The 19,514-nt window shown below is 73.7% G+C and carries 1 protein-coding gene (only partly in view); it reads left to right on the forward strand.

The features are described from left to right. On the forward strand, nt 1–19,514 hold the 5' portion of the coding sequence (locus tag FHX39_RS02625; protein WP_183336568.1) for a DUF7507 domain-containing protein. 13,372 nt of this gene lie beyond the right edge of the window; the window shows 19,514 of its 32,886 coding nt (coding positions 1–19,514); its start codon is at nt 1–3; its stop codon lies off the right edge, out of view.

Raw genomic sequence — 19,514 nt, forward strand, 5'->3', positions numbered from 1 at the left:
ATGGCCCGGAGCGCGGAGCGGCGTCGGCCGTTCAGCACGGTCGAGAGACTGCTGCGCCCGACCGCCTCGGCGGTCGTGCTCACGCTGCTCGCCGCCGCCCTCTCCATCGGGATCCCCCTCGCCGCCCCCACCCCGGCCGTCGCCGCGCCCGGGACCCCCGGCACACCCCAGGCCCCCGTCTCCGTGCTCAACGAGACGTTCGAGGTCGGGCAGGGGACCGGCTCCACCCCGGTCGACCAGTACGTCGGCGTGGGCGGGCAGCGCTACACCGCCGCTCCGTACTGGCTGACCGCCTGCAACGGCATCGTCCTCAGCGGCGCCAGCACCGCGACCAGCACGACCAACAACAACTGCGCCGCCAACGTCTACCCCAACCTCCGCACGCTGGCGACCCTGCTCGGCGCGCAGAACGGCACGTCCCCGAACACCGCGAACCACGCGGTCACCGCGTACACCGAGGCGGCCGACTCCACCAGCACGAACGAGCTGTCGACCGTCGCTCCGCGCACCCTGACCGGGCCCAACCGCTACGTGGCGTTCCGCGTGAACTACGCCGCGATCAACTGCACCAACGGCGGGACGACGCCGCCGGTGCTGCAGTTCGCCTACCTCGACGCCGGGGGAGCGGCGACCACGATCCCCGGCACCGTGAACGCCTGCAACGGGTCCACGCTGCTCAACGGCACGAGCCGCGGGACGTTCACCGGCGCGCCCGTGCTCTACCCGGGCAGCGCCGTCGGGGTCCGGGTGCTCAACACCACCGTGACCGGGAACGGCAACGACGGCGCGATCGACGACCTGCAGATCCTCGACGTCACGCCGCAGCTCGACGTGGCCTTCAGCCCGAGCACCATCAGCTCCGGGGGCACCTCGACCCTCACCTACACGGTCACGAACACCACCGACCTGCTGGCCAAGGGCGGCTTCTCCTTCACCAACGCGCTGCCCGCCGGCCTGTCCGTCGCCGCGATTCCGAACTACACCACGACCTGCACCGGCACCCCGACCGCCACCGGGAACACCGCGGGGTCGACCTCGCTGACCTTCACCGGCTCGCTGGCGGCGGGAGCCGCCTCGTGCACGGTGAGCGTGGACGTCACCTCCCGGACCCCCGGCACCACGGTGGACAACCCCGCGAACTTCACGACCCTCGCCGGCCTGAACGCGCCGGCCGCGACCACCCTGGCCGTCACCGCGCTCCCCGCCCTCTCCTGCGTGCAGGGCACGGTCTTCACCATGGCCGGCACCGGCGAGGTGTTCGCCGTGAACACCACCTCGGCCGCGCGGACGCTCGCCGGCACCTTCGCGGCCACGAACGCCCCGGCCACCGGCTACAACGGGCTCGCGGTCACGAACGACGGCACCGCGGCCTTCGCCGTCCAGCAGGGCTTCACCTCGGGGTCGCCGATCCTGGTGTACCGCCTCAACGTCGTCACCGGCGCGACCACGACCTACACGCTGGCCTCGTCGCCGGTGACCGGCACCGGGGCGGTGGGCGGCGCCCTGAACCCGGTGACGGGGATCTACTACGTCTACTACTCCACCGGCTCGGGCGGGTTCGACCTCTACGCCTTCAACACGAACACCAACACCGGCATCGGCCGGGTCGGCAGCGTCACCGGCTTCAGCACGACCGGCGGCAACGGCGACGTCGCCTTCGACAGCCAGGGCCGGCTGTACGCCCTGGCCTCCGGCACCACCGCGGGGACGACCCAGCTCGGGGTGCTGAACCAGACCGTGCCGACCACGGCCGGCTCGGCCGCCCTCACCGTGTCGGTCGTGTCCAACCCCGCCACCGGGGCCTCCTTCAACGGCATGACGTTCGACGCCGACGGCTACCTCTACCTCACGACCAACGCCACCGCGCCCGGCGTGCTCTACAAGTTCGACCCGAACTCCGGGGCGGCCGTCGGGAACCCCACGACGGTCTCCGGCGGCGGCACGGCGAACACGGTGGACGCGGCCGACTGCGACTACAACCCGGTCCTCAGCCTGCGGGCGAACGTCGTCGGGCGCGTGAGCAGCACCGACCAGTTCGCGCTGGCCATCACCGGCAGCGGGCTGAGCACCGGGAACACGGGGACGACCTCCGGCACGAACACCGGGGTGCAGAACGACCCCGCGGAGGTCGCGGGGCCCGTCCCGGCCGTCACCGGCCGCACCTACACGCTGGCCCAGACCGCGTCCGGCGGCACCAACCTCGCGGCCTACAACCAGACCCTGGCCTGCGTCGACACGGGCAACGGCAACGCGAACGTCCCCGTGACGGGCTCCACCGTCACCATCCCGACGGGCACCACCAACGCCCCCAACGTCGTCTGCACCTACACCGACACCCCGCTCTCCGCGACGCTGACGCTGGCCAAGACGGCGAGCCGGAGCTCGGTGACCGCCGCGGGGCAGGTCGTCACCTACAGCTACGCGGTCACCAGCTCGGGCACGGCGACCGTCACCGGTGTGGCCGTGACCGAGTCCGGCTTCACCGGCACGGGCACCGCCCCGACGCCGACCTGCCCGGCCGGCGCCGCCTCCCTCGCCCCCGGGGCGACGGTCACCTGCACCGCGACCTACACCACGACCCAGGCCGACGTCGACGGCACGTCCTTCCGGAACACGGCCCGCGCGACCGGCTCGTCCGTGGTGGGCGCGGTGACGTCGAACACCGACGGCGTCACGGTCACCGCCAACCCGACCTCGACGCTCCAGCTGACCAAGACCGCCGGCACCCCGACCGACCCCAACGGCAACGGGCGCGTGGACGTCGGGGACCGCATCGCCTACAGCTTCGCCGTCCGCAACTCGGGCACGTCGACGCTCACCACGCTGGCCGTCGTCGACGCCAAGGTGGGCGCGACCACCTGCCCGGTCACCACGCTGGCCCCGGGGGCGACCACCACCTGCACGACGACGACCCCGTACGCGATCACCCAGGCCGACGTCGACGCCGGGACGGTCAACAACTCCGCGACGGTCACCGCGCGCAACCCGCAGGGGACCCTGGTCACCTCGAACGCTTCGACGACCTCCACCGCCACCACGCAGGTGTCGAGCCTGACCCTGACCAAGTCGGCCGGCGCCCCGACCGACACGAACACCAACGGCCGCGTCGACGCGGGCGACCGGATCGGCTACACCTTCGGCGTCACGAACACCGGCACGGTGACCGTCTCCACGCTCGCCATCGCCGACGCGAAGGTCGGGCCCACGACCTGCATCGCGTCGACCCTGGCCGCGGGGGCGAGCACCACCTGCACGACCACCACGGCGTACACGATCACCCAGGCCGACGTCGACGCCGGCGCGGTGAACAACACCGCCACGGCGACCGGGCGTAACCCGGCCGGCACCGCGGTCACGTCGAACGCCGCGGCCACGGCGACCCCCACCAGCACCGTCACCACGCTGACCCTGACCAAGACCGCGGGTGCGCCGGTCGACGCCAACGGGAACGGCCGGACCGACACCGGCGACCGGGTCTCGTACGCCTTCACCGTCACGAACGCCGGCGCGCTGACCCTGACCGGGGTCGTCGTCACCGACGCGAAGGTCGGGCCGGTCACCTGCACCTCGACCACGCTCGCCCCCGGGGCCTCGACCTCGTGCTCGAGCGGCGCGTACACGATCACCCAGGCCGACGCCGACGCCGGCGCGGTCACCAACACCGCGGCCGCCTCGGCCACCGGCCCGAACGGGGCCGCCGTCGCCTCGAACGCGGCCTCGGCGACCACGCCGACCACCGTCGTCACCTCGCTCCGCCTCAACAAGTCCGCGGGCACGCCGGTCGACGTCAACACGAACGGCCGGGTCGACGCCGGCGACCAGATCACCTTCAGCTTCGGCGTCACCAACACCGGGACGCAGACCCTGCGGAACGTGGCCGTCGCCGACTCCAAGGTGACGACCACCTGCCCGGTGACCACGCTGGCCGCCGGCGCGGGCACCGTCTGCACCGCGACCTACACGATCACCCAGGCCGACGTGGACGCCGGCTCGGTGACCAACACCGCGACGGTGAGCGGGCGCTCGCCGGCCAACGCGCTGGTCACGTCGAACACCGACTCGACCGCCACGCAGGCCGACCTGGTCGCGACCATCGCGCTGACCAAGACGGCGGGCACGCCCGTCGACGTCAACACCAACGGCCGGGTCGATGCGGGCGACACCATCGCCTACGGCTTCCGGGCCACGAACACCGGCTCGCTCACGCTGCGCACGGTCGCGGTCACCGACTCCCGGCTGACCGGGGCGATCACCTGCGCGGCGACGACGCTCGCCCCGGGTGCGGCGACGACCTGCACCCCGGCCGCGGCCTACGTGATCACCCAGGCCGACGTCGACGCCGGGGCCGTGGCCAACACCGCGACGGTCAGCGGTCGGGACCCGAACAACGTCCTGCGCACCTCGAGCCCGGCCAGCACGTCCACCCCGACGTCCACCGTCACCACGCTCGCCCTCGTCAAGACCGCGGGCACGCCGACCGACGTCAACACGAACGGGCGGGTCGACGCGGGCGACCGCGTCGGGTACTCCTTCGCCGTCACCAACACCGGCGCGCGCACCGTCACCGGCGTGGCGATCGCCGACGCGAAGGTCGGGACGACGACCTGCCCGGTCACCACGCTGGCCCCGGGGGCGAGCACGACGTGCGCGACGACCGCGCCGTACGTGATCACCCAGGCCGACGTGAACAGCGGCGCGGTGGTCAACACGGCCACCGCCACCGGGCTCGACCCGGCGGGGGCCGCGGTCACCTCGAACGCGTCGTCGACCGCCACCACGACCTCGACCGTCGCCACGCTCACCCTGGTCAAGACCGCCGGCGCACCGACCGACGTGAACGCCAACGGCCGGGTCGACGCGGGGGACCGGGTCGCCTACAGCTTCGCCACCACGAACACCGGCGCGGTCACCCTGTCGACCGTCGCCGTCGTCGACGCCAAGGTCGGCGCCACCAGCTGCCCGGCCACGACGTTGGCCCCGGGGGCGAGCACGACCTGCACGACGACGGCGCCCTACACGATCACCCAGGGCGACGTCGACGCCGGCGCGGTCAACAACACCGCGACCGTCACGGCCCGGACGCCGGGCGGGACCACGGTCACCTCGAACGCGTCGTCCACCGCCGTCCAGGCGTCCGCGGTCGCGACGCTGAGCCTGACCAAGACCGCGGGCACGCCGACCGACGTCAACACCAACGGGCGGGTCGACGCCGGCGACCGGGTCGCGTACGCGTTCCTCGTGACGAACACCGGGTCGCTGACCATCAGCGGCGTGGCGATCGCCGACGCCAAGGTGGGCGCGACCACCTGCCCGGCGACCACGCTGGCCCCCGGGGCGAGCACGACCTGCACGACGACCGCGCCGTACGTGATCACGCAGGCCGACGTCGACGCCGGCACGGTGGCCAATACGGCCACCGCGAGCGGGCGCACCCCGGCCGGGGCGACGGTGACCTCGCCCGCCTCGAGCACGTCCACGACGACCTCGACGACGGCCACGCTGCTCCTGACCAAGACCGCGGGCACGCCGACCGACGTCAACACCAACGGCCGCACCGACACCGGCGACCGTGTGGGCTACACGTTCGCGGTGACGAACACGGGCGCCCGGACCCTCACCGACGTCGCCATCGTGGACGCCAAGGTCGGGGCGACCACCTGCGTCGCCACCTCGCTGGCGCCGGGCGCGAGCACCACGTGCACGACGACCGCGCCGTACGTGATCACGCAGGCCGACGTCGACGCCGGCGCCGTCACGAACACGGCCACCGCCACCGGCCGCACCACCGCCGGGACGACCGTCACCTCGAACGCGGCCTCCACGTCGACGCCGACCACGAGCACGTCGACGCTGACCCTGACCAAGACCGCCGGCGCTCCCGTCGACACGAACGGCAACGGCCGCACCGACGCCGGGGACCGGGTCGGCTACGCGTTCCTCGTCACCAACACCGGCACGCAGACCGTCACCGCGGTGGCGATCGCCGACGCCAAGGTGGGCGCGACGACCTGCCCGGCGACCACGCTGGCCGCGGGCGCGAGCACCACGTGCACGACGACCGCGCCGTACACGATCACCCAGGCCGACGTGGACGCCGGCGCCGTCGCCAACACCGCCACCGCGACGGGCCGCAACCCGGCCGGCACGGCCGTCACGTCCAACGCCTCGACCACGTCGACCCCGACGGCCACGACGGCGACGCTCGCCCTGACCAAGACCGCGGGCACGCCCACGGACGTCAACGGCAACGGCCGGACCGACGCCGGGGACCGGATCGCCTACAGCTTCACCGTGACCGGCACGGGGGCGCAGACCGTCACGGGGCTGGCCATCGTCGACGCGAAGGTCGGGGCGACGACCTGCCCGGTGACGACGCTCGCCCCGGGCGCGGTCACCACCTGCGCCACGACCGCGCCCTACACGGTCACCCAGGCCGACGTCGACGCCGGCGCGGTGACGAACACCGCGACCGCGACCGGCCGGAACCCGGCCGGCGGCGCCGTCACGTCCAACGCGGCCTCCACCGCCACGCCGACGTCGACCACGTCCACCCTGCTGCTGACCAAGAGCGCGGGCGCGCCGACCGACGTCAACGCCAACGGGCGGGTCGACGCCGGTGACCGGGTCGCCTACACGTTCCTCGTGACCAACACCGGCGCGGTGACCCTGACCGGGCTGGCCATCACCGACGCCAAGGTCGGCGTCACGACGTGCCCCGCGACGACGCTGGCCCCGGGGGCGAGCACCAGCTGCACGACGACCGCGCCGTATGTGATCACCCAGGCCGACGTGAACGCCGGCGCCGTGAACAACACCGCGACGGCCGCCGCGCGGAACCCGGGCGGCGCGACCGTCACCTCGAACGCCTCGAGCACGACGACCCCGACCTCGACGGTCGCCACCCTGGCCCTGACCAAGACCGCCGGCACCCCGGTCGACGCCAACACCAACGGCCGGGTCGACGCCGGGGACACGCTGACCTTCTCGTTCGGGGTGACCAACACCGGGGCGGTGACCGTCACCGGCGTGGCCATCGCCGACGCGAAGGTCGGGGCGACCACCTGCGTGGCCGGCACGCTGGCCCCGGGCGCGAGCACCACCTGCTCGACGACGGCGCCGTACGTGATCACCCAGGCCGACGTGGACGCCGGCGCGGTGAGCAACACCGCCACCGCCGCGGGACGGAACCCGGCCGGGGCGACCGTCACCTCGAACGCGGCCTCCACCGCGACGCCGACCTCGACGACGTCGACGCTGACCCTGACCAAGACCGCGGGCACGCCGACCGACACGAACACCAACGGCCGGGTGGACGCGGGCGACCGCATCGCGTACGCCTTCGCCGTCACCAACACCGGCGCGCAGACCGTGAGCTCGCTGGCCGTCGTCGACGCCAAGGCGGGGGCCACGACCTGCCCGGTCACCACGCTGGCGCCCGGCGCGAGCACCACCTGCACGACGACCGCGCCGTACGTGATCACGCAGACCGACGTGAACGGCGGGGCCGTCAACAACACGGCGACCGTGACCGGGCGCAACCCGGCCGGGGCCACCGTGACCTCCAACGCCTCGTCGACGACGACCCCGACCTCGCAGGTGCTGAGCCTCGCGCTGACCAAGACGGCCTCCGCGCCGACCGACGTCAACGGCAACGGCCGCACCGACGCCGGTGACCGCATCGGCTACACCTTCGGGGTCACCAACACCGGCGCCCTGACCGCGACCGGCGTCGCCATCACCGACGCCAAGGTCGGCGCCACCACCTGCGCCGCCACGACCCTGGCCCCGGGCGCGAGCACCACCTGCACGACGACCAACCCGTACACGGTGACCCAGGCCGACGTGGACGCCGGCGCGGTCACCAACACCGCGACCGCCACCGCGCGGAACGTCACCGGAACGATCACGGCGACCTCGAACGCGGCGTCGACGTCCACCCCCACGACCACCACCGCGACGCTCACCCTGACCAAGAGCGCCGCCGCCCCGACCGACGTGAACGCCAACGCCCGGGTCGACGCGGGCGACCGGGTCGCCTACTCCTTCCTGGTCACCAACACCGGCGCCGTCACCGTCAGCGCGGTCGCGATCGTCGACGCGAAGGCCGGCGCGACGAGCTGCCCGGCGACGACGCTGGCCCCGGGGGCGAGCACCACCTGCACGACCTCCGCCCCGTACACGATCACGCAGGGCGACGTGGACGCCGGCGCCGTGGCCAACACCGCGACGGCCACGGGCCGGACCCCGGGCAACGCCGCCGTCACCTCCAACGCGTCCTCCACGTCGACGCCCACCTCGACGGTGGCGACACTGAGCCTCACCAAGACCGCGGGCACCCCGACCGACGTGAACGGCAACGGCCGGGTCGACACCGGTGACCGCGTCGGCTACACGTTCGCCGCCCGGAACACGGGCGCGCTGACGATCACCGCGCTGGCCGTCGCCGACCCGAAGGTGGGCGCGACCACCTGCGTGGCGACCACGCTCGCCCCGGGCGCCGCGACCACCTGCACCACGAGCACGGCGTACACGATCACCCAGGCCGACGTCGACTCCGGCGCGGTCAGCAACACCGCGACCGTCACCGGACGCAACCCCGCCGGCGCGACCGTGACCTCGAACGCGGCCTCCACCGCGGTCCAGGTGTCGGCCGTCTCGAGCCTCGGGCTGGTCAAGACCGCCGGGACGCCGACCGACGTCAACGGCAACGGCCGGGTCGACGCCGGCGACCGGGTGGCCTACTCCTTCGCCGTCACCAACACCGGGTCGCTCACGATCACGGGCGTGGCCGTGACCGACGCCAAGGTCGGGGCCACGAGCTGCCCGGCCACCGTGCTCGCCGCCGGGGCCACGACCACCTGCACCGCGGCCGCCCCGTACGTGATCACCCAGGCCGACGTGGACGCGGGCGCGGTGGTCAACACCGCCACGGCCGCGGGCCGCAACCCCACGAACGTCGCCGTCACGTCGAACGTCTCCTCGACCACGACCCCGACGTCGGCCACCGCGACGCTGACCCTCACCAAGACCGCCGGGGCGCCGACCGACGTCAACACGAACGGCCTGACCGACGCGGGCGACCAGATCGCCTACAGCTTCCGCGCGACGAACACCGGCGCGGTCACCCTGACCGGGCTGGCCGTCGTCGACGCGAAGGTCGGGACGACGACCTGCCCCGCCACCACGCTGGCGCCGGGGGTGACGACGACCTGCACGACGTCCGTGCCCTACACGGTGAGCCAGGCCGACGTCGACGCCGGCACGGTCGCCAACACCGCCACGGTGACGGCGAAGAACCCGGCGGGCACGACGGTCACGTCGGCGGGCTCGAGCGCCAACGTGCCGACGTCCACCACGTCGTCGCTGCAGCTGACCAAGCTCGCGAGCAACCCGACCGACGTGAACGGCAACGGCCGGGTGGACGCCGGCGACCGGATCTCCTACAGCTTCGTGGTCGCGAACACCGGCGTCCAGACGATCTCCACGACCGCGATCGTCGACGCCAAGGTCGGGGCGACGACCTGCCCGGCGACCACGCTGGCCCCGAACGCGACGACGACGTGCACGACGACCGCCCCGTACACGATCACGCAGGCCGACGTCGACGCCGGCGCGGTCAGCAACACGGCCACGGCGACCGGGCGCAACCCGGCCGGCACCCGGATCACGTCCAACGTCTCGGCCACCTCGACGCCGACCGCGACGACCTCCACGCTGAGCCTGACCAAGTCGGCCGGGGGCCCGGTGGACACGAACGGCGACGGCTACGTCGCCGCGGGCGACACGATCGCGTACTCGTTCGCGGTGACGAACACCGGCGCGCAGACCCTCACCGGCCTGCGGATCGTCGACGGCAAGGTCGGTCCGACGACCTGCCCCACGACGACGCTGGCCCCCGGGGCGAGCACCACCTGCACGACGAACGCGCCGTACGTGATCACCCAGGTCGACTCCGACGCCCGCGTCGTCAACAACACGGCCACGGCCACGGGGACGGCGCCGGGCGGGGTGACGGTCACGTCGAACGCGTCGTCGACGTCCACGCCGACCAGCTCGCTGCGCCAGGAGTCGCTCGACAAGATCGCCGGTACCCCGGTGGACGCGAACGGCAGCGGCCGGGTCGACGCGGGCGACACGATCGCCTACTCGTTCGTGGTCACCAACACGGGTCTGCAGACGCTGACCACGCTGACGATCGTCGACGCCAAGGTCGGCCCGACGACCTGCCCGACCACGACCTTGGCTCCGGCGGCGAGCACGACCTGCACCACGACGACGCCGTACGTGATCACCCAGGCCGACGTCGACGCGGGGTCGGTCGACAACGTGGCGACGGCGACGACCCGGGCCCCCTTCGGCAGTCTCATCACGTCCAACGCCGACGCCACGTCCACGCCGACCTCGACGGCGTCGACGCTGACCCTGGTCAAGACCGCGGGCGCGGTGACCGACGTGAACGGCAACGGCCGGGTCGACGCCGGGGACCGGCTGGGCTACTCCTTCGCGGTGACGAACAGCGGTGCGCAGACGATCACGGGCCTCGCAGTCGTCGACCCGAAGGTCGGGGCGACGACCTGCACGACGACCAGCCTGGCCCCGGGCGCGTCGACGACCTGCACGACGTCGGCCCCGTACACGATCACGCAGACCGACGTCGACGCCGGCGCGGTGGCCAACACCGCGCGGGTCACGGGGCGCACCCCGGCCGGGACCACCGTCACCTCGAACGCCTCGTCGACGACCACCCCGACGAACGCGACGGCCACCCTGCAGTTCACCAAGTCGGCCGGCACCCCGGCCGACGTCAACGGCAACGGCCGCGTCGACGCCGGCGACCGGATCACCTACACGTTCACCGCCCGGAACACCGGCGCGGTGACCCTCGACCTGCTGACCGTGCTCGACAACCGGGTGAGCGCGACCTGCACGGCGACCACGCTCGCCCCCGGCGCGACCGGCACCTGCACGGGCACCGCGACGATCACCCAGGCCCAGGTCGACGCCGGCGCGGTGACCAACACCGCCAGCGCGAGCGCCGCCCGGCCCGACGGCACCCGGGTGACCTCCAACACCGACTCGACGACGACGGCGACCAGCACCGCGGCGGCGCTGAGCCTGACCAAGACCGCGAGCAACCCGGTCGACGTCAACAGCAACGGTCGGGTCGACGCGGGGGACCGGGTCTCGTACAGCTTCCTGGTGTCCAACGACGGCGTCCAGACGATCGCCGGCGTGGCGATCGGCGACGCGAAGGTCGGCGCCACCGGCTGCCCGGCGACCACGCTCGCCCCGGGCGCGACGACGACGTGCACGACGACCGCCCCGTACGTGATCACCCAGGCCGACGTCGACGCCGGCGCGGTGAACAACTCGGCGACCGCGACCGGGCGCACCCCGGCCGGGACGCCGGTGACGTCCGACGTCTCCACCACCTCGACCTCCACGGCCACCACGTCGACGCTGAGCCTGACGAAGTCGGCCGGGGCACCGGTGGACACGAACCGTGACGGCTACGTCGCCGCCGGCGACACGATCGCGTACTCCTTCGCGGTGACGAACACGGGTGCCCAGACCCTCACCGGGCTGCGGATCGTCGACGGCAAGGTCGGTCCGACGACCTGCGTGGCGACGACGCTGGCGCCGAACGCGACGACGACGTGCTCGACGAACGCCCCGTACGTGCTCACGCAGGCCGACTCCGACGCCCGCGTCGTCACCAACACGGCCACCGCGACGGGGACGGCGCCGGGCGGGGTGACGGTCACGTCGAACGCGTCGTCGACGTCCACGCCGACCAGCTCGCTGCGCCAGGAGTCGCTCGACAAGATCGCGGCCGCCCCGGTCGACGCGAACACCGACGGCCGGGTCGACGCCGGCGACACGATCGCCTACTCGTTCGTGGTGACCAACACGGGTCTGCAGACGCTCACGGCGCTGACCATCCAGGACGCGAAGGCCGGCCCGACGACCTGCCCGGTCACGACGCTGGCGCCGAACTCGACGACGACGTGCACCACGACGACGCCGTACGTGATCACCCAGGCCGACGTCGACGCGGGGTCGGTCGACAACGTCGCGACCGCGACGACCCGGGCCCCGATGGGCAGCCTCATCACGTCGAACGCCGACGCGACGTCCACGGCCACCTCGATCGCGTCGACGCTGAGCCTGGTCAAGAACGCCGGGGGCGTGACCGACGTCAACACCAACGGTCGCGTCGACGCCGGGGACACGCTGGGCTACACGTTCGCCGTGACGAACACCGGTGCGCAGACGATCACGGGCCTCGCCGTCGTCGACCCCGAGGTCGGGGCGACGACCTGCACGACGACCAGCCTGGCGCCGGGCGCGACGACGAGCTGCGCCACGACCGCGCCGTACGTCGTCACCCAGGCCGACGTCGACGCCGGGACCGTGGCCAACACGGCCCGGGTGACCGGGCGCAACCCGGCCGGCGCCACCGTGACCTCGAACGCCTCCTCGACCGCGACCCCCACGTCGACCGCCGCCACCCTGACCCTGACGAAGTCGGCCGGGACGCCGACCGACGTGAACGCGAACGGCCTGACCGACGCCGGCGACCGGGTCGCGTACGCCTTCCGGGCGACGAACACGGGTGCCGTGACGCTGACCGGGCTGGCCGTGGTCGACGCGAAGGTCGGCACGACGACCTGCCCCACCACGACGCTCGCGCCGGGAGCGACGACCACCTGCACGACCAACGCCCCGTACGTGATCACCCAGGCCGACGTCGACGCCGGCGGGGTCGTCAACACCGCCACGGTGACGGCCCGGAACCCGGCGGGCACCGCGGTCACCTCGCCGAGCTCGACCGCGACCGTGCCGACCGCGACCGCGGGCACGCTGACGCTGACCAAGTCCGCGAGCACCCCGACCGACGGGAACGGCAACGGCCGGGTCGACGCCGGTGACCAGATCTCCTACAGCTTCCGGACGGCGAACACCGGCCCGGTCACCCTCACCGGGGTCGCGGTCGTCGACGCGAAGGTCGGCGCGACCACCTGCCCGAGCACCCGGCTGGCGCCCGGTGACGTCATCACGTGCACCACGACCGCGCCGTACACGATCACGCAGGCCGACGTCGACGCCGGGACGGTGAACAACACGGCGACCGTGACCGGCCGCACGCCGGCGGGGGCGACGGCGACGTCGAACGCCTCGTCGACGGCGACGCCGACCTCGACCGCCCGCACCCTGGGCCTGACGAAGTCGGCGGGCGCACCGGTGGACACGAACGGTGACGGCTACGTCGCCGCCGGCGACACGATCGCGTACGGCTTCGCGCTCACCAACACGGGGGTGCAGACCCTCAGCGGCCTGCGGATCACCGACGCGAAGGTCGGACCGACCACCTGCGTGGCGACCACGCTGGCGCCGGGGGCGTCGACGACCTGCTCGACGAACGCCCCGTACGTGATCACGCAGGCCGACGCGAACGCGCGGACCGTCGACAACACGGCCACGGCGTCCGGGACCGCGCCGGGCGGGGCGGCCGTCACCTCGAACGCGTCCTCGACCAGCACCCCGACGAGCACGCTGCGCCGCATCCTGCTCGACAAGGTCGCCGCCGGTCCGGTCGACGCGAACACCAGCGGCCGGGTCGACGCGGGCGACACCGTCGCCTACTCGTTCGTGGTCACGAACCAGGGCCTGCAGACGATCGGGACGCTGGCGATCAACGACGCCAAGGTCGGCGCGACGAGCTGCCCGGTCACCAGCCTCGCCCCCAACGCCACCACCACCTGCACGACCACGACCCCGTACGTGATCACGCAGGGCGACGTCGACGCCGGTTCGGTCGACAACCTCGCGACCGCGACGGCGCGCGGTCCGCTGGGCACGTTGATCACGTCGAACTCCGACGCGACCTCGACCCCGACCTCGGTCGCGGCGACGCTGAGCCTGGTCAAGACCGCGGGCGCGGTGACCGACGTCAACACCAACGGTCGCGTCGACGCCGGGGACACGCTGGGCTACACGTTCGCGGTGACGAACACGGGTGCGCAGACGGTCGCCGGCCTCGCCGTCGTCGACCCGAAGGTCGGGGCGACCAGCTGCGCCGCGACCACCCTCGCCCCGCGGGCGGGGACCACCTGCACGACCACCGCGCCCTACACGATCACCCAGGCGGACGTGGACGCCGGTGCGGTGGCCAACACGGCGCGGGTCACCGGACGCAACCCGGCCGGCGGCACCGTCACCTCGAACGCCTCCTCCACGAGCACCCCGACCAGCGCGGCGGCGACGCTGCGGTTCGACAAGTCGGCCGCGGCGCCGACGGACGTCAACGGCAACGGGCGCACGGACGCCGGTGACCGGATCGGCTACACCTTCACCGCCACGAACACAGGTGCGGTCACGCTGACCGTGCTCGCGGTGAACGACAGCCGGGTGTCCGCCACCTGCTCGGCCACCACCCTGGCCCCGGGCCAGACCAGCACCTGCACGGGCACGGCCACCATCACCCAGGCCCAGGTCGACGCCGGTGCGGTGACCAACACGGCCACGGCCAGCGCGCGTCGACCCGACGGCACGACCGTCACCTCCAACGGCGACACCACCACCAGCTCGACCGCCACCACGGCCACCCTGCAGCTCGTGAAGTCCGCCGGCGCGCCCGTCGACACGAACACCAGCGGCCGCGTCGACGCGGGCGACCGCATCACCTACTCCTTCGCGGTGACCAGCACCGGCGCCCAGACCATCAGCGGGCTCGCGGTCGTCGACCCGAAGGTCGGCGCCACCACCTGCGCCGCGACGACGCTGGCCCCGGGCGCGAGCACCACCTGCACGACGACCGCGCCGTACACGATCACGCAGGCCGACGTCGACGCCGGTGCGGTCTCCAACACCGCGACCGTCACCGGACGCAACCCGGCCGGCGCGACCGTGCCGTCCAACGCCTCGACGACCTCCACGCCGACGTCGACCGTCGCGACGCTGAGCCTGACCAAGACCGCCAGCGCCCCCACCGACGTCGACGCCGACGGCCGGACCGACGTCGGCGACCGGATCGGCTACACGTTCCTGGCCACCAACACCGGCGCCGTCACCCTGACGACCGTGGCCGTCGCCGACCCGAAGGTGGGGGCGACGAGCTGCCCGGCCACGACGCTGGCGCCGGGGGCGAGCACCACGTGCACGACGACGACCGCGTACGCCGTGACCCAGGCCGACGTCGACGCCGGCGCGGTGACCAACACCGCGACCGTGACCGGGCGCAGCCCGGCCGGCGCCACGGTGACCTCCAACGCCTCGTCCACCAGCACCCCGACGGCGACCCTGGCCACCCTCGCGCTGACCAAGACGGCCGGCGCCCCGACCGACGTCAACGCGAACGGGCGCACGGACGCGGGCGACCGGGTCGGCTACACGTTCCTCGTCACCAACACCGGCGTCCAGACCCTCTCCACCGTGGCCATCACCGACGCCAAGGTGGGCGCTACGACCTGCCCGGCGACGACGCTGGCCCCGGGGGCGAGCACCACCTGCGCGACGACCGCGCCGTACACGATCACGCAGGCCGACGTGGACGCGGGCAGCGTGAGCAACAGCGCCACGGCGACCGGCCGCACCCCGGCCAACGTCCGCGTCGTGTCGAACACCTCGACGACCGCCACCCCGACGAGCACCGTGGCGACGCTGCGGCTGGACAAGTCCGCGGGCGCCCCGGCCGACGTGAACGGCAACGGCCGCACCGACGCCGGCGACCGGGTCACCTACACCTTCGTCGTGACGAACACGGGCGCGGTGACCCTGACGTCCGCGGCCGTCGCCGACAGCCGGGTCACCGCCGGCTGCCCGACCACCACGCTGGCCCCGGGCGCGGCCACGACCTGCACCGCGACCTACACGATCACCCAGGCCGACGTGGACGCCGGGACCGTGGACAACACGGCGACCGCGAGCGCGCGGCGTCCCGACGGCGCCGCCGTCACCTCCCCCCCGGACAGCACCAGCACCGCCGTCAGCACGCTGACCGCGCTGACGCTGGTCAAGACCGCGGGTGCCCCGACGGACGTGAACGCCAACGGTCGGGTCGACGCGGGGGACCGGGTCGCCTACGGCTTCGCCGTGAGCAGCACCGGGACGCAGACGCTGACCAACCTCACCGTGGTCGACCCGAAGGTCGGCGCCACCACCTGCGCGGCCACGACGCTCGCGCCGGGGGCGAGCACCACGTGCACGACCACCGCCCCGTACACGATCACCCAGGCCGACGTCGACGCCGGTGCGGTCGCGAACACGGCCACGGTGACCGCGCGGACCCCGGCGGGCACGACGGCGAGCTCGAACGCCTCGAGCACCTCGACCCCGACCTCGACGGTGGCCACGCTCGCCCTGACCAAGACCGCCGGTGCCCCCGTCGACACGAACGGCAACGGTCGGGTCGACGCCGGGGACCGGGTCGCCTACGCCTTCGCGGTGACCAACACCGGCGCGGTGACGCAGACCGCGGTCGCGATCAGCGACCCGAAGGTCGGGGCCACGTCCTGCCCGTCGACCACGCTCGCGCCCGGCGCGACCACGACGTGCACCACGACCGCGCCGTACACGATCACCCAGGCCGACGTGAACAGCGGCAGCGTGGGCAACACGGCCACGGCCACCGGGCGCACCCCGGCCGGGGCCACGACCAGCTCGAACGCCTCGTCCACCGCCACGCCGACGTCGACGCTCGCCACGCTGGTGCTGACCAAGACCGCGGGCACGCCGACCGACCCGAACGGCAACGGCCGGGTCGACGCGGGCGACCGGGTCGGCTACGCCTTCGCCGTCACGAACACCGGCGCGGTGACGATCACGAGCCTCGCGGTGGTCGACGCCAAGGTCGGGGCGACGACCTGCGGCACGACGACGCTCGCGCCGGGGGCGAGCACCACCTGCACGACCACCACGCCGTACGCGATCACGCAGGCCGACGTGGACGCGGGCGCGGTGGCCAACACCGCGACCGTGACCGGGCGCAACCCCGCCGGCGCCACCATCACCTCGAACGCCTCGTCGACGTCCACCCCGACCTCGACCGTGGCCACGCTGAGCCTGACCAAGACCGCGGGCACGCCGACCGACGTCAACGGCAACGGCCGGACCGACGCGGGCGACCGGATCGCGTACACGTTCGTCGTCACGAGCACGGGCGCCCAGACGGTCAGCGGGGTGGCGATCACCGACGCGAAGGTCGGCGCCACCAGCTGCCCGGCCACCACCCTGGCCCCGGGCGCGAGCACGACCTGCACCACGACGACGCCGTACGTGATCACCCAGGCCGACGTCGACGCCGGGGCCGTGGACAACACGGCCACCGCCGCCGGGCGCAACCCCGCCGGCGGGGCCGTCACGTCGAACGCCTCCTCGACCTCGTCCCCGACCTCCACCGCGGCGACCCTGACCCTGGTCAAGAGCGCCGGGACGCCGGTCGATGTCAACGGCGACGCCCGCGTCGACGCGGGCGACCGGGTCGGCTACACGTTCCTGGCCACGAACACCGGCGCGCAGACGCTGACGGGCGTCGCCGTCGTCGACGCGAAGGTCGGGGCGACCACCTGCCCGGCCACCACGCTGGCGCCGGGCGCGAGCACCACCTGCGCCACGACGACGCCGTACGTCATCACCCAGGCCGACGTCGACGCCGGTGCCGTCGCCAACACCGCGACCGTCACCGCGCGCACGCCGGGCGGCGCGACGGTGACCTCGGCGGCGTCCACGACCTCCAGCCCGACGAGCACCGCGTCCGGCCTGCTGCTCGACAAGACGGCCGGAACCCCGCTCGACGTCAACGGCAACGGCCGCACGGACACCGGCGACCGGATCCCCTACACGTTCACGCTCACGAGCACGGGCGCGCAGACCCTGACGAACGTGGCCGTCGTCGACTCCCGGGTCAGCGCCGCCTGCGTCGCCACGACGCTCGCCCCGGGGGCCTCGACGACCTGCATCGGGGCGTACGTCATCCGCCAGGCCGACGTGGACGCCGGGACGGTCGACAACACGGCGACGGCCACCGGTCGCCGCCCGAACGGCACCACGGTCACCTCCGCGCCCGACGCGACGTCCACCGCGACCACCACGCTGACCGGCCTCGCCCTGGTCAAGACCGCCGGGGCACCGGTCGACTCCGACGCGGACGGCCGCGTCGACGCCGGCGACCGGGTCGGCTACTCCTTCGCCGTCTCGAACACCGGCGCGGTGACGGTCAGCGCGGTCGCGATCGCCGACCCGAAGGTCGGCGCGACCACCTGCCCGGCCACCACGCTGGCCCCGGGGGCGACCACCACGTGCACCACCGACGCCCCCTACGTGATCAGCCAGGCCGACGTCGACGCCGGCGCGGTCACCAACACCGCCACGGCCACCGGGCGCAACCCGGCGGGTGCCGCGGTGGCGTCGAACGTCTCCACCACGTCGACGACCACGTCGACGCTGGCCACGCTGAGCCTGGCCAAGACGGCGGGCGCCCCGGTCGACAGCAACGGCAACGGCCGGGTCGACGCCGGCGACCGGATCGGCTTCTCCTTCGTCGCCACCAACACGGGCGCGCAGACCCTGTCGAACGTCGCGGTGGTGGACCCGAAGGTCGGGGCCACGAGCTGCCCGGTCACGACGCTGGCGCCGGGGGCGAGCACCACCTGCACGACGACGACGGCGTACGCGATCACCCAGGCCGACGTCGACGCTGGCGCGGTCACCAACACCGCGACGGTGACCGGACGCAGCCCGGCGGGCGCGACCGTCACCTCGAACAGCTCCTCCACCGCGACCCCGACCGCGACCGCGGCGACGCTCACGCTGGTCAAGACCGCGGGCACGCCGGCCGACGCGAACGGCAACGGCCGCGTGGACGCCGGTGACCGGATCCCCTTCTCCTTCGCCGTCGCCAACGCGGGCGCCACCACCCTGCGGGACGTGGCCGTGCTCGACGTCACCATCGGGGTGCCGGTCGCCTGCCCGGTGACGACCCTCGCGCCGGGTGCCGGCACGACCTGCACCGCGACCTACCCGGTCAGCCAGGCCGACGTCGACGCGGGCGCGGTGACCAACACCGCGACGGCGAGCGCCACGGCGCCGAACGGCGCCGTGGTCACCTCCGCCGCCTCGAGCACGCGGACCCCGACCTCCACCGTCGCCACCCTCGGGCTGACCAAGACCGCGGGCCGCCCGGTGGACGCGAACGGCTCGAGCCGGATCGACGCCGGCGACACGATCACCTACACGCTGGTGACGACGAACACGGGCGCGCTGACCCTCACGGGCGTCGCCGCCTCCGACGCCCAGCTCCCGGACTGCGCGCCGGTGACGCTGGCGCCGGGGCAGAGCACCACCTGCGTCGGCACGTACACGCTGACCCAGGCCGACCTCGACCGCGGGCGCCACGACAACACCGCGCGGGCGGCCGGGCAGACCCCGACCGGCACCGCCGTGACGTCGGCGGCCGCCGCCACGTCGACCCCGCTCGCGACCTCGGCTGCGCTCTCCTTCACCAAGACCGCGGG

Source organism: Microlunatus antarcticus (assembly GCF_014193425.1).
Classification (GTDB): Bacteria; Actinomycetota; Actinomycetes; order Propionibacteriales; family Propionibacteriaceae; genus Microlunatus; species Microlunatus antarcticus.